The organism is Amycolatopsis decaplanina DSM 44594 (assembly GCF_000342005.1).
GTDB classification, from domain to species: domain Bacteria; phylum Actinomycetota; class Actinomycetes; order Mycobacteriales; family Pseudonocardiaceae; genus Amycolatopsis; species Amycolatopsis decaplanina.
Genome location: NZ_AOHO01000074.1, coordinates 145,247 through 170,328, shown reverse-complemented (window position 1 = coordinate 170,328; position 25,082 = coordinate 145,247). Strand labels below are relative to the sequence as shown.

General features: G+C 69.3%; 20 protein-coding genes and 1 riboswitch. Of the genes, 12 read left to right on the top strand and 8 right to left on the bottom strand.

Translation table 11 applies throughout. The features are described 5' to 3' along the window. The first annotated feature begins 110 nt into the window (after positions 1-110). Entirely contained in the window at positions 111-380 is a 270-nt protein-coding gene (locus H074_RS31005) for a hypothetical protein (protein WP_007034032.1), read from the top strand. Positions 381-412: 32 nt separating this feature from the next. On the opposite strand, the gene H074_RS31000 is transcribed toward H074_RS31005, so the two are convergent. Genes H074_RS31000 through paaI form a run of 3 tightly spaced genes read right to left on the bottom strand, consistent with a single transcriptional unit; the run spans position 413 to position 2,684 of the window. Continuing rightward, on the bottom strand, positions 413-1,015 hold the full coding sequence (locus tag H074_RS31000; RefSeq protein ID WP_007034031.1) for a TetR/AcrR family transcriptional regulator: 603 nt from the start codon (positions 1,013-1,015) through the stop codon (positions 413-415). Continuing rightward, positions 1,012-2,298, bottom strand: coding sequence for a phenylacetate--CoA ligase PaaK (gene paaK, locus H074_RS30995; protein ID WP_007034030.1), 1,287 nt, complete (start codon positions 2,296-2,298; stop codon positions 1,012-1,014). Before paaK ends, H074_RS31000 begins: the two co-directional genes overlap by 4 nt. Next, entirely contained in the window at positions 2,295-2,684 is a 390-nt protein-coding gene (paaI, locus tag H074_RS30990; protein ID WP_039923720.1) for a hydroxyphenylacetyl-CoA thioesterase PaaI, read from the bottom strand. The genes paaK and paaI overlap by 4 nt, the downstream gene beginning before the upstream one ends. A 202-nt stretch (positions 2,685-2,886) precedes the next feature. Between paaI and paaZ the strand changes: the two genes are divergently transcribed. The 7 genes from paaZ to H074_RS30955 all read left to right on the top strand — a co-directional run bounded on the left by paaZ (position 2,887) and on the right by H074_RS30955 (position 9,980). Then, positions 2,887-4,917, top strand: coding sequence for a phenylacetic acid degradation bifunctional protein PaaZ (gene paaZ / locus H074_RS30985; protein WP_007034028.1), 2,031 nt, complete (start codon positions 2,887-2,889; stop codon positions 4,915-4,917). Next, the gene (gene paaA, locus H074_RS30980) at positions 4,914-5,873 is read left to right on the top strand and encodes a 1,2-phenylacetyl-CoA epoxidase subunit PaaA (protein ID WP_007034027.1); all 960 of its coding nucleotides are present in this window, start codon (positions 4,914-4,916) and stop codon (positions 5,871-5,873) included. The genes paaZ and paaA overlap by 4 nt, the downstream gene beginning before the upstream one ends. Beyond that, on the top strand, positions 5,870-6,154 hold the full coding sequence (gene paaB, locus H074_RS30975) for a 1,2-phenylacetyl-CoA epoxidase subunit PaaB (protein WP_007034026.1): 285 nt from the start codon (positions 5,870-5,872) through the stop codon (positions 6,152-6,154). Before paaA ends, paaB begins: the two co-directional genes overlap by 4 nt. Position 6,155: 1 nt before the next feature. Next, a complete protein-coding gene (gene paaC / locus H074_RS30970; protein ID WP_007034025.1) occupies positions 6,156-7,013 on the top strand; it encodes a 1,2-phenylacetyl-CoA epoxidase subunit PaaC in 858 nt (285 codons plus the stop codon). Further along, entirely contained in the window at positions 7,007-7,495 is a 489-nt protein-coding gene (gene paaD / locus H074_RS30965; RefSeq protein WP_007034024.1) for a 1,2-phenylacetyl-CoA epoxidase subunit PaaD, read from the top strand. Before paaC ends, paaD begins: the two co-directional genes overlap by 7 nt. Continuing rightward, entirely contained in the window at positions 7,495-8,565 is a 1,071-nt protein-coding gene (gene paaE / locus H074_RS30960) for a 1,2-phenylacetyl-CoA epoxidase subunit PaaE (protein WP_007034023.1), read from the top strand. The genes paaD and paaE overlap by 1 nt, the downstream gene beginning before the upstream one ends. Positions 8,566-8,891: 326 nt before the next feature. Then, entirely contained in the window at positions 8,892-9,980 is a 1,089-nt protein-coding gene (locus tag H074_RS30955) for a dihydrofolate reductase family protein (RefSeq protein WP_007034022.1), read from the top strand. Positions 9,981-10,184: 204 nt separating this feature from the next. Here H074_RS30955 and cobN read toward each other — a convergent pair whose 3' ends face one another. The 4 genes from cobN to H074_RS30935 all read right to left on the bottom strand — a co-directional run bounded on the left by cobN (position 10,185) and on the right by H074_RS30935 (position 16,060). Next, positions 10,185-13,766, bottom strand: coding sequence for a cobaltochelatase subunit CobN (gene cobN / locus H074_RS30950; RefSeq protein ID WP_039923719.1), 3,582 nt, complete (start codon positions 13,764-13,766; stop codon positions 10,185-10,187). 53 nt (positions 13,767-13,819) lie between these two features. Beyond that, positions 13,820-13,892, bottom strand: a riboswitch (cobalamin riboswitch). 165 nt (positions 13,893-14,057) lie between these two features. Continuing rightward, a complete protein-coding gene (locus H074_RS30945; protein WP_005162705.1) occupies positions 14,058-14,303 on the bottom strand; it encodes a helix-turn-helix transcriptional regulator in 246 nt (81 codons plus the stop codon). Positions 14,304-14,306: 3 nt separating this feature from the next. Next, complete coding sequence (locus H074_RS30940) at positions 14,307-15,158, bottom strand: ABC transporter permease (protein WP_007034020.1); 852 nt, start codon at positions 15,156-15,158, stop codon at positions 14,307-14,309. Further along, positions 15,155-16,060, bottom strand: a complete 906-nt coding sequence (locus H074_RS30935) for an ABC transporter ATP-binding protein (RefSeq protein ID WP_039923718.1) — start codon at positions 16,058-16,060, stop codon at positions 15,155-15,157. Before H074_RS30935 ends, H074_RS30940 begins: the two co-directional genes overlap by 4 nt. Before the next feature lie 99 nt (positions 16,061-16,159). On the opposite strand from H074_RS30935, the gene H074_RS30930 reads away from it, so the two are divergent. From H074_RS30930 to helR, 4 genes are all read left to right on the top strand, one after another. Further along, on the top strand, positions 16,160-17,239 hold the full coding sequence (locus tag H074_RS30930) for a precorrin-3B synthase (RefSeq protein WP_007034018.1): 1,080 nt from the start codon (positions 16,160-16,162) through the stop codon (positions 17,237-17,239). Further along, the gene (locus H074_RS30925) at positions 17,236-17,859 is read left to right on the top strand and encodes a precorrin-8X methylmutase (RefSeq protein WP_007034017.1); all 624 of its coding nucleotides are present in this window, start codon (positions 17,236-17,238) and stop codon (positions 17,857-17,859) included. Before H074_RS30930 ends, H074_RS30925 begins: the two co-directional genes overlap by 4 nt. Beyond that, positions 17,856-19,361, top strand: a complete 1,506-nt coding sequence (locus H074_RS30920; protein WP_007034016.1) for a precorrin-2 C(20)-methyltransferase — start codon at positions 17,856-17,858, stop codon at positions 19,359-19,361. Before H074_RS30925 ends, H074_RS30920 begins: the two co-directional genes overlap by 4 nt. Before the next feature lie 319 nt (positions 19,362-19,680). Next, positions 19,681-21,855 (top strand): RNA polymerase recycling motor ATPase HelR, encoded by a 2,175-nt coding sequence (helR, locus tag H074_RS30915; RefSeq protein ID WP_007034015.1) that lies wholly within the window; start codon positions 19,681-19,683, stop codon positions 21,853-21,855. Positions 21,856-21,960: 105 nt separating this feature from the next. On the opposite strand, the gene H074_RS30910 is transcribed toward helR, so the two are convergent. Beyond that, a complete protein-coding gene (locus H074_RS30910; protein WP_007034014.1) occupies positions 21,961-25,077 on the bottom strand; it encodes an arabinosyltransferase domain-containing protein in 3,117 nt (1,038 codons plus the stop codon). Positions 25,078-25,082: the final 5 nt, after the last annotated feature.

The window sequence follows — 25,082 nt, the reverse complement described above, 5'->3', positions numbered from 1 at the left end:
GTTTCACGTGACCGGCTGCCGTTACTCATTCGGAACAACCCACCGGTAACCCCTGGGGCCTTCACGGCGACGTTCGGGGCGGGGGGATCGGGTGTCATGGGTAGGGACGAATGGCGAGTGCTGAACGCGATCCGGTTCGCCGTGCCGGGCGGTGGGTCAGTGTGCGGCTGCAGCATCGTGACGTCCGGATCCAAGACGACACCGAGGAGGAAAGCGTCTCCTACGCGGGGATCGTGATCACGAGTTTCGAGAACGGTGCCGAGGTCTGCGAACGCTGGATCCCGCTCGGGGTGGATCCGTCGGAGGCCGACGACGAACAGCTCATCCAGCAGCTGCGCGACGCGCTGATCTGGCAGGCGCGGCCGCCTCGGGCCTCGTGAGTGGTAAGGACGGTTAGAACCGTCCTTACCACTCACGAGCCCTGCTGAGTCCGGAGGCCGTCGAAGGCGATCTTGCACACCGCGTCCGCCAGTTCCGTCCCGGCCGACCCACGGCGCGGCCGGTACCACTCGATCAGCGAGTTCACCATGCCGTACAGGAGCCGCGCGGTGACCGCGGGATCGATGTCGGGCCGCACGTCGCCTTCGGCTTCGGCCTGTTTCACCAGTTCCGTCACGAGCCGGTCGAACTCGCGCCGCCGCGCCAGTGCCGCGCGCTCGACCTTCGTGTTGCCGCGCACCCGCAGCAGCAGCGTCACGAACGGCAACTGGTCGACCAGCACGAGGACGCTGCCCCGCACCAGGTGTTCCAGCTTCTCGATCGCCCTGCCCTCGAAGGATTCCGTCTCGGCGGCGACGGCGAACAGGCCGTTCAGCGCGCGGTCGACGGCAAGCCGCAGCAGCTCCTCCTTGCTCGGCACGTGGTGATAGATCGCGGATTTCGTGATGCCGAGTTTGCGGGAGAGGTCCTCCATGCTGGTGCCGTCGTAGCCGCGTTCGTTGAACAGTTTGACCGCGACCTGCAGCAGCGACTCGAGGTCGTAACCGGGGCGCCCCCGGCGGGCGGGGGTGCTCAAGCGCGGTCCCGTTCGTCGAGGACGCGGCGCATCTTGCCCAGCGAACGTTCCAGCGTGTCCGGGTCGACGACCTCGACGCCGACGCTCACGCCGACCCCGTCCTTGACCCCGGCGATCAGCCGGGCGGCGGCCTCGGCGCGCTGCTCGACGGTCGCGTCCGGACGTGCCTCGACCCGGACGGTCAGGTGATCCATCCGGCCCTTCGTGGACCGGATCAGCTGGAAATGCGGCGCGAGCGCGGGGGTCACCAGCACGACTTCCTCGATCTGCGTGGGGAAGACGTTGACGCCACGCAGGATGATCATGTCATCGCTGCGGCCGGTCACCTTCTCCATCCGCCGGAACGCCGGCCGCGCTGTGCCCGGCAGCAGCCGGGTGAGGTCGCGCGTGCGGTACCGGATGATCGGCAGCGCCTGCTTGGTGAGCGAGGTGAACAGCAGTTCGCCCTCGGCGTCGGTGGGCTTTTCGGTGAACGGGTCGATCACCTCGGGGAAGAAGTGGTCCTCCCAGATGTGCAGCCCGTCCTTGGTCTCGACGCACTCCTGCGCGACGCCGGGACCCATCACCTCGGACAGGCCGTAGATGTCGACGGCGTCGATGCCGACGCGCTCCTCGATCTCCGTGCGCATCTGCTCGGTCCACGGCTCGGCGCCGAAGATGCCGACCTTGAGCGAACTGGACTGTGGGTCGATGCCCTGCCGTTCGAATTCGTCGAGCAGCGTGAGCATGTACGACGGGGTGACCATGATGATCTCGGGCTTGAAATCGGTGATGATCTGCACCTGGCGCGCGGTCATGCCGCCCGACGCCGGGATCACCGTGCAGCCGAGCTTTTCGGCGCCGTAGTGCGCGCCGAGGCCGCCGGTGAACAGGCCGTACCCATAGGCAACGTGGACCTTGTCGCCCGGCCGCCCGCCCGCGGCGCGGATCGAGCGCGCCATCACCGTCGCCCACGTGTCGATGTCTTCGGCGGTGTAGCCGACGACGGTCGGTTTCCCGGTGGTCCCGCTGGAGGCGTGGATGCGGCTGACCTGCGCCTGGGGCACGGCGAACATGCCGAACGGGTAGTTGTCGCGCAGGTCCTGTTTGGTGGTGAAGGGGAACTTCGCCAGGTCTTCCAGCGCCTTGCAGTCGTCCGGGTGGACGCCCACCTCGTCGAACTTCCGGGTGTAGAACGGCACGTTGTCGTAGGCGTGCCGTAGCGTCCACTGGAGACGCTTCAGTTGCAGCGCCTGGAGTTCGTCGATGGTCAGGTTCTCGGCTTCGTCGCTGAAGGCGCTCATCGTGATGCTTTCTGGATGGTGCGGCTGCGGCCGCGGAATTCGGCGACGACCTCCGGCCCGTCGGGGGTCTCCCGGTGCACGGTGACGTCGTAGATGCCGTTGCGGCCGTAGCGGGTCCGCTCGGTGGCGGTGGCGATGAGGTGGTCGCCGAGCTTTCCGGCGGCGACGAAGGAGATCTCGGCGCCGGAGGCGACGGTGACCGGCCCGTGGGTGTTGCAGGCGCAGGCGAACGTCGTGTCGGCGAGCAGGAAGACGTAGCCGCCGTGCGCGATGCCGTGCCCGTTGACCATCGTCTCGGTGATCCGCATGGTGGCGACGGCGTGCCCGTCGGCGGCCTCGACCAGTTCGATGCCCAGCGCGTTCGACGCGAGGTCGTCGGCGAACATCGTGTGCGCGGCGTTAGTCAAACCGAGACCACCTAGTTACTGACCGAATGGACGGTTGTTAAAGGGTGTCGCCAGTAAAGGCGCGTTTTCGGGCTGATGTCAAGGGTCCACCGCCATCAGGGGGTTTGCAAGTGCCGGGTCACGAGCTACAGTCAATTACTGAACGGACGGTCTGTTAATCCACCACGCGAAGGGTCGCCCCATGGCATTGCTGCGCAGCTACGTCTCCGGCGGATGGCACACGGCGGAAGCCGACGGAGTACCGCTGCACGACGCCTCGACCGGCGAGGAGGTCGCCCGGGTCTCGTCCGAGGGCATCGACTTCGCCGCCGCGCTGGACCACGGCCGCCGCGTCGGCGGCCCCGCGCTGCGTGAGCTGACTTTCCATCAGCGTGCCGCACTGCTGAAGGCACTGGCCTCTCACCTGCGAGAACACCGCGACGAGCTGTACGCGCTCTCGGCCAGGACGGGCGCCACCAAGGGTGACTCGATGGTCGACATCGACGGCGGCATCGGCGTCCTGTTCGCCTACTCCAGCAAGGGCAAGCGCGAACTGCCGAACGACACCGTCTACGTCGACGGCAACGTCGAGCCGCTGAGCAAGGGCGGCACCTTCGTCGCCCAGCACATCGCCGTCCCGTTGCGCGGCGTCGCCGTCCAGATCAACGCGTTCAACTTCCCGGTCTGGGGCCCGCTGGAGAAGTTCGCGCCCGCGTTCCTCGCCGGCGTGCCGAGCCTGATCAAACCCGCCAGCCAGACCGCGTACCTCACCGCGCGGCTGGTCGAGATCATCATCGACTCCGGCATCCTGCCCGAGGGCACGCTGCAGTTCGTCGCGGGCAGCGTCGGCGACCTGCTCGACCACCTGACGGCGCAGGACCTGGTCTCCTTCACCGGCTCCGCGTCGACGGCGCAGAAGTTGCGCGCGCATCCGGCGATCGTGCGCAACTCCGTCCGGTTCAACGCCGAGGCCGACTCGTTGAACCTGTCGATCCTCGGCCCGGACGCCAAACCCGGCACCACCGAATTCGACCTCTTCGTCAAGCAGCTGACCACCGAGATGACGGTCAAGGCGGGCCAGAAGTGCACCGCCATCCGTCGCGCCTTCGTGCCCGCCGACCTGCTGGACGACGTCGCCGAGGCCGCGAGCGCGCGGCTGGCGAAGACCACCATCGGCAACCCCACCGCCGAGGGCGTCCGGATGGGCGCGCTCGCGAGCCTGGAACAGCGTGAAGAGGTCCGGCGGTCGCTCAAGGCGCTGCTGGACGTCGGCACGGTCGTCTTCGGCGACCCGGAGCAGGTCGAGGTCGTCGGCGCGGACGCCGAACGCGGCGCGTTCATCTCACCCGTACTGCTGAAGGCCGACCCGGAGCGCTCGGAGCCGCACGAGGTCGAGGCATTCGGCCCGGTGTCGACGCTGCTGCCGTACACCTCCACCGAACAGGTCATCGAGCTCGCCGCGCGCGGCGGCGGCAGTCTCGTGGGCTCCGTCGTTTCCGCGGACCAGGAGTTCGTGCGCGAGGTCGTCCTCGGTGTCGCGCCGTATCACGGCCGTCTGCTGGTGCTGGACGCCGACGACGCCAAGGAGTCCACCGGCCACGGTTCGCCCATGCCGCAGCTGGTGCACGGCGGTCCCGGCCGCGCCGGTGGCGGCGAGGAGATGGGCGGCGTCCGCGGCGTGCTGCACCACATGCAGCGCACGGCCGTCCAGGGTTCGCCCGCGGTCCTGAGCACGGTCACCGGCCGCTGGGTCGCGGGTGCACCGAGGACTGAGGGTGATGTCCACCCGTTCCGGAAGTCCTTGGCGGAGTTGAAGATCGGCGACTCCGTCGTCGCCGGGCCGCGCACTGTCACCCAGGAGGACGTCGACCACTTCGCCGAGTTCACCGGCGACACCTTCTACGCCCACACCGACCCCGAGGCCGCGGCGGCGAACCCGCTGTTCGGCGGGATCGTGGCGCACGGCTACCTCGTGGTCTCGTTCGCCGCCGGTCTGTTCGTCTCGCCGGAACCCGGCCCGGTGCTGGCCAACTACGGCCTGGAGAACCTGCGGTTCCTCACCCCGGTCAAGGTGGGCGACACCCTCACGGTGACCTTGACCGCCAAGCAGATCACCCCGCGTATCGACCAGGAGTACGGCGAGGTCCGCTGGGACGCCGACGTCACCAACGCCGACGGCGACTCGGTCGCCAAGTACGACGTGCTCACCCTGGTCGCCAAGGAGCAGTCATGACGGCCACTGTGTCTGATGAAAAGCGCCCCTTCGAAGACCTCGAAAAGCACTTCGAGGAGACCATCGAGCGCGACCAGCGCATCGAGCCGCGTGACTGGGTGCCCGAGGGCTACCGCAAGACGATGATCCGGCAGATCGCGCAGCACGCGCATTCGGAGATCATCGGCATGCAGCCCGAAGGCAATTGGATCACCCGTGCGCCTTCCTTGCGGCGCAAGGCGATCCTGCTGGCCAAGGTGCAGGACGAGGCCGGGCACGGGCTGTACCTGTACTCCGCGGCCGCCACCCTCGGGGCCGACCGCGCTGATCTGACCGACAAACTGATCAACGGCAGGCAGAAGTACTCGTCGATCTTCAACTATCCGACGCTGACCTTCGCCGACGTCGGCGTGATCGGCTGGCTGGTGGACGGCGCGGCGATCTGCAACCAGGTCCCGTTGTGCCGCAGTTCGTACGGGCCGTACGCGCGCGCCATGATCCGCATCTGCAAGGAGGAGTCCTTCCACCAGCGGCAGGGCTACGAACTGCTGATGACCATGATGCGCGGCACTCCAGAGCAGCGCGAAATGGTGCAGGAGGCGGTGAACCGCTGGTGGTGGCCGTCGCTGATGATGTTCGGGCCGCCGGACGCGGACTCGCCGAACACCGCGCAGTCGATGGCGTGGAAGGTCAAACGCCACACGAACGACGAGCTTCGGCAGCGGTTCGTGGACATGTCCATCCCGCAGGCCGAGGCGCTGGGTGTCACGTTCCCGGACCCGGACTTGAAGTGGAACGCCGAACGCGGGCACTACGACTTCGGCGCGGTCGACTGGGACGAGTTCAAGAACGTGTTGAAGGGCAACGGCCCCTGCAACGCCCAGCGCATCGCGCACCGGCGGCGGGCCCAGGAAGACGGTGCGTGGGTGCGGGAAGCCGCGGCCGCCCACGCCGCCAAGAAAGGGGCTTCGGCATGAAGCACGACTGGCCGTTGTACGAGGTGTTCGTCCGGGGCAAGCGCGGGCTGAACCACGTGCACGTGGGTTCGCTGCACGCGGCGGACGACGACATGGCGCTGCACCACGCGCGGGATCTGTACACCCGCCGCAACGAGGGCGTGTCGATCTGGGTCGTGCGTGCTTCGGACATCACGGCGTCCTCGCCGGACGAGAAGGACCCGTTCTTCGCGCCCAGCGGTGACAAGGTGTACCGGCACCCGACGTTCTACGAAATCCCCGACAACGTTCCCCACATGTGACATGAGCTTCGACAACGCCTATGAGGCGATCACCGAGGAAAACGACTCCCGCTGGGCCTTCGGGACCGGGTTCGAGGATCCACTGTCCGGTGTGGACACCACTGTTCCGTCCGGTGTGGACGGAGCGAGACTCGCGGCCTACTGCCTGATGCTCGGCGACGACGCGCTGATCTTCTCGCACCGGCTGCAGGAGTGGTGCACGAACGCGCCCGAACTCGAGGACGAGGTCGCGATCGCCAACATCGCGCTCGACCTGCTCGGGCAGGCCCGGCTGCTGCTCGCCCGCGCGGGCAAGGCCGATGGCAGTGACCGGAGCGAGGACTCGTACGCCTTCTTCCGGAACGAGCAGGAGTACCGAAACGTCCGCCTCGCCGAACTCGACGGCGGGCACTTCGGGCACCTGATCGCGCGGCTGCTGGTGTTCTCGATCTGGCGGCTCGCCCTGCTCCAGCGTTTGCGGACGAGCGTCGATCCGGTGCTGGCGGCCATCGCGGACAAGGGCGTCAAGGAAGTCGCCTACCACCGCGACTACGCCGCCCAGTGGGCCGTGCGCCTCGGCGACGGCACTGAACTGTCCCACTCGCGGATGCAGGAAGGGCTGGACGCGGTCTGGCCGTACGTGGACGAGTTGTTCGCGGCGCACGAGGCCGAATTCGTCGAGTCGCCCTCGCTGCGGCCGGAGTTCGACGCGATCCTCGACCAGGTGCTGGCCGTCGCGAAGCTGACGCGCCCCGAAATCGGTGCCATCGCCGGGGTTTCCGGCCGGATGGGCCGCGACGGCGTGCACACCGAGCGGATGGGCTACCTGCTGGCGACCCTGCAGAGCGTCGCCAGGGAGCACCCGGACGCGACATGGTGACCGCGTACGCCGTGGCGGCCACTGTCACCGACCCGGAACTGCCGATGCTCACCCTCGCCGACCTCGGCGTATTGCGTGAGGTGTCCGAAGAGGAGGGCCGGGTGGTCGTCGCGATCACCCCGACCTACACCGGCTGCCCGGCGATGGACACCATGCGCGACGACCTCGTGCACGCGCTGACCGGCGCGGGCTACGGCGAGGTCGAAGTCCGCACGGTGCTCCAGCCCGCTTGGTCCACGGACTGGATCACCGAGGACGGCAAACGGAAACTGGCCGAGGCCGGTATCGCGCCGCCGGGGGCGGCGCCGCGGCGGACCGGCCCGATCCCGCTCACGTTGAGCCCGCCGGTGTCGTCGGTCCGCTGCCCCCGTTGTGGTTCCGCGGACACCGAAGAGCAGTCCCGGTTCAGCGCGACGGCGTGCAAGGCCCTGCGCCGCTGCCGGTTCTGCCTCGAACCGTTCGAACACGTCAAGGAGATCTAGTGACAGCGACCCTGCGCCGCACGGGTTTCCACACCCTGAAGGTGTCCGACGTCCAGCGCCTGTGCGACGACGCCGTCGCCGTGACCTTCGACGTCCCCGAAGACCTGGCGGACACCTTTCGCTTCCAGCCGGGCCAGTCGCTGACCCTGCGCCGCGACGTCGACGGCCGCGACGAACGCCGCTCGTACTCGATCTGCGCGCCCGCCGGCGCGGCGCCGCGGGTCGGCGTCCGGGAGGTGCCGGGCGGGCTGTTCTCCTCGTGGCTCGTGCGCGACGTGAAACCCGGCGACGAGATCGAGGTCGCGCCGCCCGCCGGGAATTTCAGCCCAGACCTGGAAGCCGCCGGACACCACGTGCTGATCGCGGCCGGATCCGGCATCACGCCGGTGCTGTCGATCGCGTCCTCGCTGCTCCGCGACTCCGACGCGACGGTGACCGTGCTCTACGGCAACCGCCGCACGGACACCGTCATGTTCGCCGACGACCTCGCGGACCTCAAGGACCGTTACCCCGCGCGGCTCGAACTCGTCCACGTGCTCTCCCGTGAACCGCGTGAGGCCGAATTGTTCACCGGACGGCTCGACGTGGAGAAACTGCGGCGCCTGTGCACCGTGCTGATCCCGGTCGAAGACGTCGCGCACTGGTGGCTGTGCGGGCCGTTCGAGATGGTGACCGGCGCGCAGGGACTGCTTCGCTCGCTGGACGTCCCCGACGAGCGGGTCCACCAGGAACTGTTCTATGTGGACACTCCGCCGGAGCCGGTGCACCACGTCGACCCCGCCGTCGTGGGCTCGTCCAGCGAGGTCACGCTGGTCCTCGACGGCCGGTCGACGACGATGACGTTGTCTCGCGGCTCCTCGCTGCTCGACGGCGCCCAGAAGTATCGCCCGGACCTGCCGTTCGCCTGCAAGGGCGGGGTGTGCGGGACCTGCCGGGCGAAGATCTGCGACGGCAAGGTGGACATGCGGCGCAACTTCGCGCTGGAGAAGGCCGAGGTCGACGCCGGTTTCGTGCTCACCTGCCAGTCCGTGCCGGTGTCCGACGCGGTGACGGTGGACTTCGACGCCTAGATCCTCGTGAGTGGTAAGGACGGTTCTATTGAGGGGTAAGGCGAAGGTGGCGTGCCGGGCGAGGTGTGAGCTTTCCCTGCCTCGGACGATGAGCGGGTCTCGAGCGCCTCGCCCGGGACGCTCACCGTCTCGAACGTGACGCTCGGGACTCACGCCCATGGCCGCCGATACGGCACGCGTGAGGCAAGCGGCGTCGCGAAAGCCACTTTCGGGACATCAGACGTCTCGAAAGTGGCTTTCGCGGCACCCAGCAGCCCACGTATCACGACACATTTGTCTTACCCTCAATAACCGTCCTTACCACTCACGAGGGGCATACTGGCGGCGTGACCGAACGCCCCCACATCCTGTTGTCCGCAGCGGTCTCGCTGGACGGATACCTCGACGACGCGAGCGACACCCGGCTGGTGCTGTCGAACGAGGAAGACTGGGCCCGGGTGGACGGTCTGCGCGCCGCGTCGGACGCGATCCTCGTCGGCGCGAACACCGTGCGCGCGGACGATCCCCGCTTGCTGGTCCGCTCGCCGGAGCTGGTCGCCGAACGGGTCGCGGCAGGTCGCCCGGAGCAGCCGGTCAAGGTCACCCTCACGCGGAGCGGGTCACTCGATCCGGCGGCGCGGTTCTTCACTGCCGGAGACGCCGAGAAGCTGGTCTACGCGCCACCCGGCGTCGTGACGGGAGTGAAGGCGACCATCGTCGAGACGGCTGATCTACGCGCGATACTGGCCGACCTCCACAGGCGGGGCGTCCGGCGGCTGATGGTCGAAGGCGGGGGCGCGATCCACACTCAGTTCCTCACCGAAGGCCTGGTCGATGAACTCCACCTGGCCATCGCGCCGTTCTTCGTCGGTGACTCGCGCGCGCCGCGTTTCGTCGGCCCAGGAGCTTTCCCGCGTGGGCTGACACTGGTCGAAAGCACTCGGCTGGGTGATATAGCCGTACTCGAGTACCACGCGATACCGGAACCGTCCGATGTGGACATCCTGCGACTGCGCGAGGCCATCGCACTGGCCGAGAACTGCCCGCCGCGCACTTTCCGCGTCGGCGCGGTGATCACCTCCGCCGACGGCGAAGTGATCTCCACCGGTTACTCGGGCGACGGCGATCCCGCCAACCACGCCGAAGAGGCCGCGCTCGCCAAGCTCGAACCGGGGGACCCGAGGCTGGCGGAGGCGACGATGTACACGTCGCTGGAGCCGTGCAGCTCGCGGACGTCACATCCGCGCAGCTGTACCCGGCTCATCCTCGACGCCGGCATCCCGCGCGTCGTTTTCGCCTGGCGCGAGCCGTCGGTGTTCGTCGACTGCGTCGGCGCCGAGACACTGGAGGCGGCCGGACGCCGGGTGATCGAGGTACCAGCCCTCGCCGCCGACGTCCGCCGCGCGAACACCCACCTCCCGGGTGTTCACCCCTGAACCACTACTTGCAGGCGTCGCAGCAACCGCAGCCCAGACCGGTGCACGCCGAGCAGCAACCGTGGCGAAGCACGACCTTCAACAGACGCTTGATCATGGCTGTCCTTCCGATCCTTGACGTCCCACCGCCCTTGTCACGCTAAGTTCTGCGCATATGACAGTGGTACCGCCGGGAGTGCCATGGCGCTGCTCCAGCGGGTGATGTCAGGATTCGAGGTCCCCCTCCAGCGATAGGTAGACCTCGCGCAGCTGAGCCAAAAGGTCTGCGTCCGGTTCCGCCCAGAGCCCCCGATCGGCCGCCTCGTTCAGGCGCTCGATGATGCCGCGCAACGCCCACGGGTTGGCCTGGCGCAGGAACTCCTGGTTGACCTCGTCGAGCACATAGGACTCGGTGAGCTTCTCGTACATCCAGTCGCCGACCACCCCGGCGGTCGCGTCGAAACCGAAGAGGTAGTCGACCGTCGCCGCCAGTTCGAAGGCGCCCTTGTAGCCGTGCTTGCGCATCGCCGCCAGCCAGCGCGGGTTGACCACGCGGGCCCGGAAGACACGGGCGGTCTCCTCGCCGAGGGTGCGGGTGCGGACCGCGTCCGGGGTGGTGCTGTCGCCGACATAGGACGCGGGCGCGGTACCGGTCAGCGCGCGGACCGTCGCGATCATTCCGCCGTGGTACTGGAAGTAGTCGTCGGAGTCGGCGATGTCGTGCTCACGGGTGTCGGTGTTCTTGGCCGCGACCACGATCCGCTTGTACGAGTTCTCCATGTCCTCGCGCGCCGGCCTGCCGTCGAGGTCGCGTCCGTAGGCGAACCCGCCCCAGACCGCGTAGACCTCGGCGAGATCCTTGTCGTCGCGCCAGTTCCCGGAATCCATCAGCGGCAGCAGGCCCGCGCCGTACGCGCCGGGCTTGGAGCCGAAGATCCTCGTGGTGGCCCGGCGTTCGTCACCGTGCGCGGCCAGATCCGCGCGGGTGTGGGCGCGGACGAAGTTCTGTTCGTCCGGTTCGTCGAGGCCCGCCACGAGGCGCACCGCGTCGTCCATCAGGCTGATCACGTGTGGGAAGGCGTCGCGGAAGAAACCGCTGATCCGCACGGTGACGTCGATGCGCGGACGGCCGAGTTCGGCGAGCGGGATCGCCTCGATGCCGGTGACCCGCCGCGATGCTTCGTCCCAGACCGGCTGGACACCCAGCAGTGCGAGGACTTCCGCGGCGTCGTCGCCCGACGTGCGCATGGCCGACGTGCCCCAGACGGAGAGGCCCACCGAACGCGGCCAGTCGCCGGTGTCCTCTTTATAGCGACGGAGAAGCGAGTCCGCGAGAGCCTGCCCGGTCTCCCAGGCGAGGCGGCTCGGGATGGCCTTCGGGTCGACGGTGTAGAAGTTGCGGCCCGTCGGCAGCACGTTGATCAGGCCGCGCAGGGGAGAACCGCTGGGGCCCGCGGGGATGTAGCCGCCGTCGAGCGCGTGGAGCACGGCGTCGATCTCGGCGCCGGTGCCCGCGAGGCGCGGCACGATCTCGGTGGCGGCGAAGGTCAGCACTCGGGCGACCTCCTGGTGTTCCGGCACCTCGGCGACGACCTCGGCGACGGCGGCGGGGGACCAGTCCCTGGCCTCCATCGCCTCGACGAGCGACCGGGCCGTCTGCTCGATGGCGTCCACTTCGGACAGCGGTGTGTCGCTGTTCTCCTTCAGCCCCAACGCGGAACGCAGGCCGGGGACCGCGCCCTGTTTGCCGCCCCACATCTGCTGGGCACGCAGCATCGCCAGCACGAGGTTGATCCGTGCCTCGCCTTCCGGCGCGGCTCCGAGGATGTGCAGGCCGTCGCGGATCTGGGCGTCCTTGACCTCGCACAGCCAGCCGTCGATGTGCAGCAGGAAGTCGTCGAACTCCGCGTCGTGCGGTCGTTCCTCGACACCGAGGTCGTGGTCCAGTTTCGCGGCCTGGATCAGCGTCCAGATCTGCGCACGGACCGCGGGCAGCTTCGCCGGGTCCATCGCGGCGATGTTCGCGTGCTCGTCCAGGAGTTGTTCCAGGCGGGCCATGTCGCCGTAGCTCTCGGCGCGTGCCATCGGCGGGATCAGGTGGTCGACGATCGTGGCGTGCGCGCGCCGTTTCGCCTGCGCGCCTTCACCGGGGTCGTTGATCAGGAACGGGTAGATCAGCGGCAGATTGCCCAGGACGGCGTCCGGCGCGCACGAGTCCGAGAGACCGGCGGTCTTGCCGGGCAGCCATTCCAGCGAACCGTGTTTGCCGAGGTGGACGACGGCGTGCGCACCGAATTCCTCCTCCAGCCAGCGGTACGCGGCCAGGTAGTGATGGCTCGGCGGGAGGTCCGGGTTGTGGTAGATCGCCACCGGGTTTTCGCCGAACCCGCGCGGCGGCTGGATCATCAGGATGACGTTGCCGGACCGCAGGGACGCCAGGACGATGTCTCCGTTGTCGACGTAGAGCTCCCCGGGCGCGGGGCCCCAGTGCTCCTCCATGCCCTCGCGCAGTTCCGGCGGCAGTTCGGCGAACCACTCGCGGTACTTGCCGGCGGGGACGCGGATCGGGTTGCCGGACAGCTGCTCCTCGGTCAGCCACTCCGGATCCTGGCCGCCCGCGGCGATGAGCGCGTGGATCAGGGCGTCGCCGTCCGGCTGGTCGGTGCCGGTGGGCTCGACGCCGGGGAACGGGTCTTCACCCAGGTCGTAGCCCTGGTCGCGCATGCGGCGCAGCAGTTCGATCGCGGACGCGGGGGTGTCGAGGCCGACGGCGTTGCCGACGCGGGAGTGCTTCGTCGGGTACGCGGACAGCATCAGCGCGACGCGGCGCTCCGGCGGCGGAGTGTGGCGGAGGCGGGCGTGGGCGAGCGCGATCTTGGCGACGCGGGACGCGCGCTCGGCGTCCGGCACGTACTTGGGGAGACCGTCGTCGTCGATCTCCTTGAACGAGAACGGGACGGTGATGAGACGGCCGTCGAACTCGGGGACCGCCATCTGGTTGCCCGCGTCGAGCGGGGAGAGCCCGTCGTCGTTCGCGGCCCAGGTCTCGCGGTCGCTGGTGAGGCAGAGCGCCTGCAGGATCGGGATGTCGAGCGCGGCCATCTCGGCGACGTCCCACGCCTCGTCGTCACCGCCCGCGCCGACCTCGGAGGGCCGGGTGCCGCCGGCGGCCAGCACGGTGACCAGGAGCGCGTCCGCCTTGGCCAGCTCGGCCATCATCTCCGGCTCGCGGGTGCGCAGGGACGCGCAGTGGATCGGCAGCGCGCGGCCCCCGGCGTCCTCGACGGCGTCGGAGAGGGCGTGGACGAACTCGGTGTTGCCGGACAGGTGATGCGCCCGGTAGTAGAGGATCGCGACGACCGGACCCTCGGTGGTCTTCGGCTCGCGCTCCAGGACACCCCACAGCGGCTGCACGGCGGGCGGCTCGAAGCCGTCACCCGTGAGCAGGAGCGTGTCGCTCAGGAAACGGTGCAGCTGGGTGAGGTTGGCCGGACCGCCCTGCGCGAGGTAGGCGTGTGCCTCCGCCGCCGTGCCCGCCGGGACGGTGGACAGCTTCATGAGCTGCGCGTCCGGCGTCTGCTCGCCGCCGAGGACCACCACGTGCGCGCCGCTCGCGCGGACCGTGTCGAGTCCCTCCTGCCAGCTGCGCTCGGACCCGAGGATCCGCACGACGACGATCTGGACGCCGTCGAGCAGGGCGGGCAACTCGGCCAGATCGAGGCGGGCCGGGTTCGCCAGCCGGTAGTCGGCCTCGCCGGCGCGGGCGCTGAGCAGGTCGGTGTCCGAAGTGGACAGAAGCAGGATCACGGCAGTCCTCACTCGGGGTGTCCGCGCCCCGGGTCGTGCGGTCGCGACGGCCGGAGTTCCTGGCTTCCCTCCCTTGCCCGGAGGGTGACAGTGGCGGGACCGCCCCGGACTCTCACCGGGTTCCTCCACCTGCCGACGCGTGGGTCGGAGTTCACTCTCCGGTGCGGTCCGGCGGGAGTCAAGGTGATGTGTTCGTCAAGTGGCGGCGATGGGTGTTTCCGCTGGATTCACCCTCGGTATCGCGCCACGGCACCCCGCAATCAGGTGACTGATTGCGGGGTCCCGGCAGGCTCACGCCGACCGCTCCGACGAGGAGTCGCCGATCCGCGGGAAAGGGGCGGTGGAGAAGATGATCTCCACCGCCACCTCGAAGAACTCCGCGATCCGCAGCGCGAGGTAGAGGCTCGGGCTGTACTCGCCGCGTTCGAGGTAGCCGATGGTCTGGTAGTGCACGCCCAGCGCATCGGCGAGTTCGCGGCGGGAGATGCCCCGCTCCGCCCGTAACATCGCGATCCGGTTGTAAACGACCTCGCTCATGAGCTAGCCAATTCGCTGCATCGCCTTTTCCCGTCGTGCCGCCACCGAGGACCCGGACTCGCGCCGCGCCATGCGCCGCAGGACGACCGGGGCCAGCGTCAATCCGATCACGGCCCAGACGGCCAGCACGCCGAGGGTCTCCCAAGGCCGCCAGGACTGCCCGATCTCGATTATCACCGTCGAGTCCGGCAGGAGCGCCGACCGCATGCCGAGGCCGAGCCAGTACATCGGGAACACCTGCGCGATGTACTGCAGCCATTCCGGCAGCGCGGTGATCGGGTAGAAGATCCCCGAGATCGCGCCGAGTCCCAGCGTGGGCAGCATGATCAGCCCGATGCTGCGCGCGTTCGCGGTCAGCGAGCCGAAGATCGCGCCGATCGGCATGGTGGCGACCAGGCCGAGCGCCAGCACCCACAGCAGGCCCAGCCACGACGTCAGCCCGCCGGGCGCGATGCCGTCGAACAGGAACAGGCTGGGGATCAGGACCAGCAGGAGCCCGACGATCCCGCTGAACGACACCGTGACGACCTTGCCGACGAGGTAGCCGACCATGCCGTTCGGAGTCGCCTTGGCGCGCAGGAGCGTGCCGTCTTCGCGTTCGACGGAGAGGATGCCCGCCATCCCGAGCATGCCGCTGAACACGATCCCCGCGCCCAGCACGCTCGGCACGGTGGCGGCGCCGAGCGAGAACTCCGTTCCCGGCAGTTTCGAGTCGCGCATGAAGAACATGACGACCACGAAGATCAGCGGGAAGATGAGACCGTTGAACAGGTCTTCACGGTTGGTCATCATCTGGCGGCTTTCGATCCAGCCGCGTTGGACGCCCAGCCGGACACTGCGCCGAATCGCGTTCATCGCGCGCCCACCCCCTCGAGAGCTTCGGCCTTGCGGACCAGGGTCATGTACGTGTCTTCGAGCGACGCCCGCCGGACCTCCAGGTCGCCGACGGCGTCCCCGTGCTGTTTGAACAGTTCGTGCACGTACTTCGTCGATTCGGTCGTGGAGTGCACGAACCGCCGGCCGTCCAGCGTCCAGCGCACCTCGGCCTCGCCGGCGATCTGCCTGCTCAGCGCGTCGGCCGAACCGTCGGCGACGATCCGACCGTGGTTCAGGATCAGGATCCGGTCGGCCAGTTTCTCGGCCTCGTCGAGGTCGTGTGTGGTCAGCAGGATCGTCGTGTCGTCGTCATCGGTCAGGCGGTGCACGAGTTCGTGGAACTCGCGCCGCGCCTCCGGGTCCAGTCCGGCGGTCGGCTCGTCGAGGAACAGCAGTTCCGGGCGGCCGACGATGCCGATCGCGACGTCGAGACGGCGCCGCTGCCCGCCCGACAGCATCCGGACCTTCTTGTCCGCGTGCTCGGTCAGGCCGACCGCGGCGACCAGCTCGTCCGGATTCCACGGCCGCTTGATGCGATCCGTGGAGTACGGCGCGTAGTAGCCGCCCAGGTGCTCCAGCAGCTCACGCACCCGCCATTTCGCGTGGTCACGCCAGGCCTGGAGGACGACCCCCAGCCGCGCCCTCCAGTTCTCGTCGGCGTGCGCCGGGTCGACGCCGAGCACGCTGACCTCGCCTTCCGAGCGCATCCGGAAGCCTTCGAGGATCTCGATCGTCGTGGTCTTGCCCGCCCCGTTCGGGCCCAGCAGGCAGATCACCTCGCCGCGGTGCGCGGTGAAGTCGACGCCGTGGAGGACGTCGTTCGTCCCGTACCGCATCCGGAGATCTTTGACGGAGATCATCACGTCCAGTGGATCTCTCATTTGGTCACCCCCATCTCAGTGATGCGATCTAATGTAGCATACCTACTACATTAGATCCGACAATTACTCTCTCCGAAACGGGCCATCTACAGTGAGCGCATGTCCACGAGCGCACGTGTCCGAGCCGACGCGTGCCCTGGTGTTTTCGCCACGCACGACGCCGCCGACGGTCCGCTCGCCCGGGTCCGGCTGCCCGGCGGCGCCATCACCGCGGCTCAGCTCGGAGCGCTCGCGGACGCCGCCGACGACCTCGGTGACGGCGCCCTCCACCTGACCTCCCGCGGCAACGTCCAGCTGCGCGGCGTCACCCGTCCCGGTCTCGCGGGCAGGCTCGCCGCGGCCGGGCTCCTGCCCTCGCCGTCGCACGAACGCGTCCGCAACATCCTCGCCTCGCCGCTCAGCGACACCGCGCGAAAGCTCGCCTCGGCACTCGACAAGGCCCTGTGCGCCGCCCCTGAGCTGGCCGAACTCCCGGGACGCTTCCTTTTCGCCCTCGACGGCGGCCAAGGCGACGTCGCAGGTGAGGGCGCCGACGTCTGCTGGCGCGACGGCGCGGTGTTGCTCGCAGGCGAAGACACCGGCTTGCGCGTCACCGCCGGGCACGCTGTCGAAACCCTGCTGTCGGTAGCGCGCGCGTTTCTCCGTACGAGGGGAACGGCCTGGCGGGTCAGTGAACTCGCCGACACCGAACCGCTGCTCAAGGGCATCGCAGGAAACCGAGTCGAGCCGGAGACCTTCGCGACGAGGCCCGGTCTTCCGATCGGACCGATCGGGGAAGCGATCGGGATCGCCCCGGTCTTCGGCAGGCTCACCTCGGCTCAGGCGCGCAAGATCGCGAAGGCCGGGAACGCCGTGGTCACCCCTTGGCGGTCGATCCTGGTGCTCGGCGCCCTGGAAGCGGACACGGGGCTGATCACCGATCCGGGTGCGCCGTCGCTCGGGATCAGTGCCTGCATCGGACATCCGGGCTGCGCGAAGTCGCTCGCCGACGTGCGGGCCGACGCGGCGCGCGTCGGCCGGACCCCGAGGGTCCATTTCGCCGGCTGTGCGCGGCGATGCGGAAAGCCCGCGCGCGAGCACGTCGACGTGCTCGCGACGAAGGACGGTTATCTGGTCGACGGGGCGTTCGTCCCGGTCGGCGAGCTGGCGAGGACGTTGGCGGAGAAGGGAACACAGTGATCGACTACATCCGGGACGGGGCCGAGATCTACCGGCATTCGTTCGCCACCATCCGTGAGGAGGCGGATCTCGCGATCCTCCCCGACGACGTCGCGGTGCTGGCCGTGCGGATGATCCACGCCTGCGGGATGGTCGACCTGGTCGACGATCTCCGCTACAGCCTGGACGTCGTGGAATCCGGCCGCGCCGCGCTCGAAGCGGGCGCGCCGATCCTGTGCGACGCGAACATGATCGCCTCCGGGGTGACCCGCAAACGTTTGCCTGCCGCCAACGAGGTGCTGTGCACGCTGTCCGATCCGAAGGTGCCGGGGCTGGCCGAGCGGATGGGCACCACCCGGTCCGCGGCCGCGCTGGAGCTGTGGCGCGACAAGCTGCCCGGTTCCGTCGTGGCGATCGGCAACGCACCCACCGCGCTTTTCCGCCTGCTGGAACTGCTCGACGAGGGGGTCGGTGCCCCGGCGGCGATCATCGGTGTCCCGGTGGGCTTCATCGGCGCCGCCGAGTCCAAAGCGGAGCTCGCGAAGCGGGCACCCGCCCCGTACCTGGTGGTGCACGGACGCCGCGGCGGCAGCGCGATGGCCGTCGCCGCGATCAACGCGATGGCGAGTGAGGTCGAATGAGCGGGCTCGGGAAACTCTGGGGTGTCGGGCTCGGACCCGGCGACCCGGAACTGATGACGGTCAAGGCCGCCCGGCTGATCGGCGAGGCCGAAGTCATCGCGTATCACAGCGCGCGGCACGGCCGGAGCATCGCGCGTTCGGTCGCCGAGCCGTACCTGCGGGAAGGCCAGATCGAGGAGAAGCTGGTCTACCCGGTCACCACCGAGACCACCGACCATCCCGGCGGCTACGAAGGCGCCATCGCCGACTTCTACGAGCTGAGCGCGAAACGGCTCGCCGAACACCTCGACGCCGGACGCGACGTGGTCGTGCTCTGCGAAGGCGACCCGTTCTTCTACGGCTCCTACATGTACATGCACGAACGCCTCGCCGACCGCTACGAGGCGACTGTGGTGCCGGGCGTGACTTCGGTCAGCGCGGCGTCCTCGGTGCTCGGCCGTCCGCTGGTGCAGCGCGACGAGGTCCTCACCATCCTGCCCGGCACGCTGCCCGCGCCGGAACTCGCGCGTCGCCTGGCCGACACGCAGGCCGCGGCGGTGCTCAAACTCGGCCGCACGTTCGGCAACGTCCGTGAAGCGCTGGCCGAAGCCGGAAAGCTGGACGACGCCTTCTACGTCGAGCGTGCGACCTGGCAGGCGCAGCGCGTCGAGCCGTTCGCCGACGTCGATCCGGATTCGGTGCCGTACTTCTCGCTGGCGCTGCTGCCCAGCCCGGCCTACGCGTCCCGGCTCGCCGACGAACCCGAAGTCTCCCGGGAGCGGGAAACGCACACCGGCGGTGAAGTCGTGGTCGTCGGCCTCGGCCCGGCGGGTCCTGGCTGGCTGACCCCCGAAGCGACCGAGGAACTGGCCGCGGCGGAGCACATCGTCGGCTACGGCCCGTACGTCGCGCGGGTGCCGCAGCGCGCGGGTCAGCAGCGGCACGCGTCGGGCAACCGCGTCGAGGCCGAACGCGCCGTCGAAGCGCTGGAACTCGCCGCGAACGGTGCCAAGGTCGCGGTGGTCTCCTCCGGTGATCCCGGCGTGTTCGCGATGGCGTCCGCGGTGCTGGAGCAGGTCGCCGCCGGACACGGCGCGGGCATACGGGTGCGGATCGTGCCGGGCGTGACCGCGGCGCAGGCGGCCGCGTCCCGCGTCGGCGCGCCGCTGGGCCACGACTACTGCGTGCTTTCGCTGTCCGACCGGCTCAAGCCGTGGGAGATCATCGAACGACGGCTGGACGCGGCGGGCGCCGCGGATCTCGTGCTCGCGCTGTACAACCCGGCGTCCCGCACGCGGACCACGCAGCTCGCGCAGGCCCGCGACGTCCTGCTCCGGCACCGCGCGCCGGAGACCCCGGTGGTCGTCGCCCGCGACGTCGGCGGACCCGAGGAGGACATCCGCGTGGTCACCCTCGGCACGCTGGAGCCGTCGGAAGTGGACATGCGCTGCCTGCTGATCATCGGCTCGTCGAAGACCCGCGCCGAGAACGGCGTCGTCTGGACGCCGCGCACCTACGAGTGACGCCCAAGCCCGGCATTCCGGGCTTGGGCGCGGCGGACCGTGGTGGGGCTCGTGAGTGGTAAGGACGGTTCTAACCGTCCTTACCACTCACGAGGCTCGCCGCGGGCAGACGGACACGGATCGCGTGGGCGAGGAGATCTGCGGACTGGCGACGCCGAGGATCATCAGGGAAGAGTGGGAGAGGTACTTTCCGGGGCTCGAATACGCATGAGCAACTCTCTCCGTAATAAACATATAGCGCATGGGGGGACTTGCCACAAGACCCCGGTGATGCCTCAGACTCACTCGCCGTAGCCGAAACCTGGCGAAATGGGAGTCTGTGTCAACTCAGGGTCATGAAGAAGAGCTCCGGTCCGAACGCGAATACGTCGCCGGGCTCTACACGCGCCTGGACGCCGAACGCGCCCGGGTGAAGGGGGAGTTCCAGGCCGCGCTGGGGGGAACCGGCGGGACGGCCATGGAACGCGACGTCGAGGTGCGCGCGCTGGCCAGGGAGTCGCGGCGGCTGGACGTCGTGGACAACGGCCTGTGCTTCGGCAGGCTTGACAGTCTCGCGGGGGAGACCTCCTATATCGGCCGCATCGGGCTCTTTGACGAGGAGAACGACTACGAACCGGTGCTGCTCGACTGGCGGGCGCCTGCGGCGCGCCCGTTCTACACCGCGACCGCGGCGACGCCGGAAAAGATGCGCCGTCGCCGCCAGTTCCACACGCACGGGCGTGAGGTGCTCGGCTTCACCGACGAGGTGTTCGGCCGCCCCGGCGGCGACGCGGAGGGTGACGCGGCGCTGCTCGCGGCCGTCAACGCGCCGCGGGGCGAGGGGATGCGCGACATCGTCGCGACGATCCAGGCCGAGCAGGACGAGATCATCCGGCACGAGCATCCCGGTGTGCTGGTGATCGAGGGCGGGCCGGGCACCGGGAAGACCGTGGTGGCGCTGCATCGCGTCGCCTACCTGCTCTACACCCAGCGCGAGCGGATGGAACGCCACGGCGTGCTCGTGGTGGGGCCGAACCCTGCGTTCCTCCACCACATCGGCCGGGTCCTGCCGTCACTGGGCGAGACCGACGTGGTGTTCATGACCACCGGCGACTTCGTCCCCGGCAAGCACGTCACCGCCGAGGACGGCTCCGAAGCGACGCGGCTCAAGGGTTCGCTGAAGATGCTGGACGTCCTCAAGGCCGCCGTCGCCGACCGTCAGCGGCTGCCGGAGGAGCCGGTGCTGATCGACCTGGCCGACGTCACCGTCCGGATCGACGCCGAGACCGCGGAATGGGCCAGGGACGAGGCTCGCAAGAGCGGTCTGCCGCACAACGAGGCGCGCGGGACGTTCACCGACATCGTCACCTACGTCCTGACCGAGCGGGCCATCGCGCGGATCGGCCGCGGCTGGCTCAGCCGGGACGACCGCGACGAATGGGAGCGGCTGCGGAAGGACCTGCTCAAGGAACTGGCGGAGAGCGAGACGTTCACCGCCGCGCTCGACGCGCTCTGGCCGATCTTGACGCCCGAGAGCCTGCTGGGGTCGCTCCTTTCCTCTTCGGAGCGGCTTCGCGCGGCGGGGGCGGACCAGGCGTTGCTGCGCGCCGACGGGGAAGCCTGGACGGTGTCGGACATGCCGCTGCTCGACGAACTCGTCGACCTGCTCGGCCGCGACAAAGCGGCGGACCAGGCCGCGGAAAAGGCACTCGCGCGGGAGAAGAAGGCCGAGGCCGAGTACGCCGAAGGTGTGCTCGACACGATGAAACTCGACCGCGAGGAGATGGACGAGGACGTCATGCTCTCGGCGGAGAACCTGCTCTTCGCCGACGAACTCGCCGACCGGTTCGTCGAGCACGACACCCGTAGCCTCGTCGAGCGTGCCTCCGCGGACCGGGACTGGACGTACCGGCACGTCGTGGTCGACGAGGCACAGGAACTGTCCGAAATGGACTGGCGGGTGCTGATGCGGCGCTGTCCCAACCGGTCGTTCACCGTCGTCGGCGATCTGGCGCAGCGCCGGTCCGAGGCCGGGGCGCGGTCGTGGGACGCGATGCTGGAGCCGTACGTACCGGGCCGCTGGGTCTACCGGTCGCTGACCGTGAACTACCGCACCCCGGCGGAGATCATGGCCGTCGCCGCCTCGGTGCTCGCCGAGTTCGCGCCGGACGTCCGTGCGCCGGAGTCGGTCCGTTCCAACGGTGTCCGGCCTTGGGCGCGAAAGGTCACCGAGGACTCCCTGGCAGGCGCCATCGAGGAGTTCGTCAAGGACGAAGCCGGGCGTGAAGGCACCAGCGTCGTGATCGGGCCGCCCGGGATGCCGGGCACGGTGCCCGCGTCGGAGACGAAGGGGCTCGAGTTCGACGCCGTTCTCGTCGTGGACCCGGAGCGGATCCTGGCCGACGGGCCGCGCGGTGCGGCTGAGCTCTACGTGGCGCTCACGCGCGCTACACAGCGGCTCGGGGTGCTGCACGAGGGCCCGCTGCCGACCGCGCTGGCAGGCCTGAACCCGTAACTCGCGTGATCAGGCACCGCATTCGCGTGGTTGGAGGCGGAACTCACGAGTTCCGCCTCCAATCACGCGAGTTACGGGTTCAGACACGCGAGTGACGAGTTGTCCCTAGCGCGTCGGGTCCTTGCCGTTCGGCTGCCGCGGTCCCGGACCCGGCGACCACCAGCCGGGGACGACCTTCTCGCCGTGGACGATCGTCGGCGCGATCCCCTCGGTGAACGGTTCGACCTGCAGCAGCTGGCCCCACGACTGGCTCGGCTGGCCGATCAGGTAGCTGGGCACCTCGGGTTCGGCCGCGACCTCTTCGAGCCAGCCGATCGGACCGCCGTTGGTGCTGGACGCCCAGTTCGCCTCGTCGGCGACGGCGCCGGCGGTGATCCGGTAGTCGGGCATCTTCGAGATGCCGTCGTGCGAGGTCACCGGCTGCACGCACGGGTAGACGAACGACGCGGGCCAGTCGACGTACACCTGCTTGTCCGCGATCTTCTCGGTCAGCGTGGTGAACGTCGGCACGCGGGGCGCGGACGCGGCGATCCAGCCGTCCTCGGTGAGGTCGTTGTCGACGATGTTGATCCGCACGGACGTCGTCTCGGCGGGGAGGTCGCGCAGGTTGATCCGGGTGTCGTTCCAGCCGTTGGTCCCGGCGCCCGGCGGCAGCACGAACTGGCTGCGGACGACCTTCACGCCTTCGCTGGTGTTCACGCCGTAGTCGAGGCTGACCGACGTCGGCCGCCGGGCCGCGCCCGCGGTGGCGACCACGATCTGGCCGTCGGCGGGCTTTTCGGCGAGGGCGTACCAGTCGCTGCGCAGCCGCCCGGCCCGCGTTTCGGGGTCGAGGAAGCTGCTCCACATCGGGACTTCGTCGGGTTTGAAGCCGTGCGGGGGTTCGGCCAACGGGTCCTTGTCGTCGATCGCGCGGGTGTGGAATCCGGTCTGCACGCGGCCGTTGTCCTGCTCCGGATCGGGCAGCGGCGGGGTCTGCCCGGCGGGCGGCTCCTCCTTCTTCACCGGCACCGTCCGCTGTTCGGGCTGGGCCCGCAGGATGCTGGTCGCGGCGTCCCGTTCCACCATCACGTGATCGGAGAGGTTGCAGCTCTTGCCGAACAGGTGCCCGAAGTTCGCGGCGCCGAGGCTGTAGGAACCCTGCTGGTTGTGGATCGCCCACGCCATGCTGACGAACTCGCCCGTGGCCATCAGACCGCAGACGGCCACCAGTGAGAGCGAACCGAGCCGCAGCGATCGGCTCCGGCCTTCCTGCGGTCCCGCCTGCAATCCCGGCCGGTGCGCGCGGACGTTCTCCACGAACGCGTAGATCCCGGAGATCGCGGCCGCGACGAGCAGGATCGTCGACAGCGGGATCCCGCCGATCGACGGCGCCACGGCGGTCCACTGCACGCCGAGTTTCGAAACGAACCAGTACGAGTTGGGCCCGGTCGCGGCCAGCGCGCCGACCACGAGCAGCCCGGCGAGGAACGCCGCCCGGTTCCGCCTCGACCTCAGCACCGTCGAACTGGTCGCCAGCGCGGTCAGCGCCGCCATGGCCGCGCCGACCGCGGCGAACGCGCCGAAGTGGTGCGTCCACTTGGTCGGGGTCAGCGCCAGCAGCAGGAAGAACAGCGCGACGGTGCCGATCAGGCGGCGGCTGGGGCCGAGCGCGGCGCCGGGGATCCGGCCGCGGCGCAGCAGCACCACCAGGCAGGTCCCGGTGCACAGCAGCACCAGCAGCACGGGGAACCGGCGTGGCACGGAGCCGTCCGGCAGGCTTTCGAAGAGCAGCTGATAGCGCGCGAGTTCTTGGAACCACGACAGGTTCGGGCCGACCAGGGTGCGGATCCGGGTCGCCTCCTGCACGGTGGCGAAGGTCTGGTCGGCGAACACCACGACCAGCACCAGCAACCCCGCGGCCAGCACCGGCGCGAGCACCGGCAGCCAGCCGTTCTCGGCGCGCTGGCGGACCAGTTTGAACAGCGGGCGCGCGGCGACCAGGAACGGCGCGACCGCGATCAGCCCGGTCGGCGTCGCGGCCAGGGTGAACCCGGCGGCGGTGAGCCCGAGGCACAACGGCAGCAGACGGCGGGTCACCAGCGCGCGCTCGACGGCGCAGATCGCCAGCAGCGAGCCCAGCGCGGCGACCGGTTCCGGCCGGACACCGTTGTTGAACGGCATCCACCAGACCAGGAACACCGCGGCGGCGGCCCAGCCCGCCGCGCGGCTCATCCGGACCTGGGTGCCCAGTCGCGGCATGACCTCGCGGCTGATCAGCAGCCAGCTCAGCACGCCGAGCAGGAACGACGGGAGCCGGATCCACGGCGGCACCGTGCTGACGTGCGCCATCAGCTGATACACGTGGTAGAACCAGCCGAACGGCGCCTCGGCGACGCCGAACCAGCGGTGATAGTTCGTGAGGTAGCCGGTCTCCTCGGCCACTCTCGACATCGTGAGGATGTAGCCGTCGTCCGAGGTGACCGGGCCGATGAAGACCCACGCGCCGAGCGCGATGATCACCGTCGCGTCGCGGGCGGTCAGCCGCCACCAGCCGACCGGCGCCCAGCGGGGCGCGCGGCGGGCGAACCCGGAGTCCATCCGCCACACCGCGATCAGGCAGCCGATGAACGACAGCGCCGCGATGACGCCGACGATCCACTTCAGCACGGTCGGCGAGGTCTGGTAGCGGGTGTCCGGGACGACCGAGACGTGCAAGCCGGCGATCGGGTCCTTGCCCGCGTTGATCGACGAGTAGATCCCGACCAGCCGCGGCCGGACGTCGCCCTCGGCGTGGAACACCACGGTCTCGGCGACGGTCAGCGTCATCTGGTTCGCGTCCGCACGGAGCTTGACGTCGCAGTTGTGCTGTGACATTGACTGAGGAGGCAGCGGCTGCTGCACGATCTGCTGACCCTGGCTGGAGGCGAGCAGCACGCCGTTGTCGATGCGCAGCTGCAGGCCGACGCCCTTGCCCGCGCGCGGGTCGGTGCGGCCGTCGGGCACGGTGGAGAACAACAGCGCCTGGCCCTGCGAACGCGCGTCCAGCGACCGGACGGTCGTGCACGGCAGGTCGACACGCAGGTCCTGCGCCCAATACCCGGTCAAGGGCGCGTTGACGGAGCGGGTGTCGCCGCCCGTTGGCCAGACGACCTCCGCTGTGTCCTGCACCACCGGCAGGAAGGGGAAAGCCAATGCGCACAAGGCGGACAGCAACCCCAGCGTGACAGCGATCAGACGCATCGGCG

Coding starts and splice junctions, on each gene's coding strand:
- H074_RS31005 (WP_007034032.1), top strand. CDS start 111: ATGGCGAGTGCTGAACGCGATCCGGTTCGCCGTGCCGGGCGGTGGGTC.
- paaK (WP_007034030.1), bottom strand. CDS start 2,298: ATGAGCGCCTTCAGCGACGAAGCCGAGAACCTGACCATCGACGAACTC.
- paaI (WP_039923720.1), bottom strand. CDS start 2,684: ATGTTCGCCGACGACCTCGCGTCGAACGCGCTGGGCATCGAACTGGTC.
- paaZ (WP_007034028.1), top strand. CDS start 2,887: ATGGCATTGCTGCGCAGCTACGTCTCCGGCGGATGGCACACGGCGGAA.
- paaA (WP_007034027.1), top strand. CDS start 4,914: ATGACGGCCACTGTGTCTGATGAAAAGCGCCCCTTCGAAGACCTCGAA.
- paaB (WP_007034026.1), top strand. CDS start 5,870: ATGAAGCACGACTGGCCGTTGTACGAGGTGTTCGTCCGGGGCAAGCGC.
- paaC (WP_007034025.1), top strand. CDS start 6,156: ATGAGCTTCGACAACGCCTATGAGGCGATCACCGAGGAAAACGACTCC.
- paaD (WP_007034024.1), top strand. CDS start 7,007: ATGGTGACCGCGTACGCCGTGGCGGCCACTGTCACCGACCCGGAACTG.
- H074_RS30945 (WP_005162705.1), bottom strand. CDS start 14,303: ATGAGCGAGGTCGTTTACAACCGGATCGCGATGTTACGGGCGGAGCGG.
- H074_RS30940 (WP_007034020.1), bottom strand. CDS start 15,158: ATGAACGCGATTCGGCGCAGTGTCCGGCTGGGCGTCCAACGCGGCTGG.
- H074_RS30935 (WP_039923718.1), bottom strand. CDS start 16,060: ATGAGAGATCCACTGGACGTGATGATCTCCGTCAAAGATCTCCGGATG.
- H074_RS30930 (WP_007034018.1), top strand. CDS start 16,160: ATGTCCACGAGCGCACGTGTCCGAGCCGACGCGTGCCCTGGTGTTTTC.
- H074_RS30920 (WP_007034016.1), top strand. CDS start 17,856: ATGAGCGGGCTCGGGAAACTCTGGGGTGTCGGGCTCGGACCCGGCGAC.
- H074_RS30910 (WP_007034014.1), bottom strand. CDS start 25,077: ATGCGTCTGATCGCTGTCACGCTGGGGTTGCTGTCCGCCTTGTGCGCA.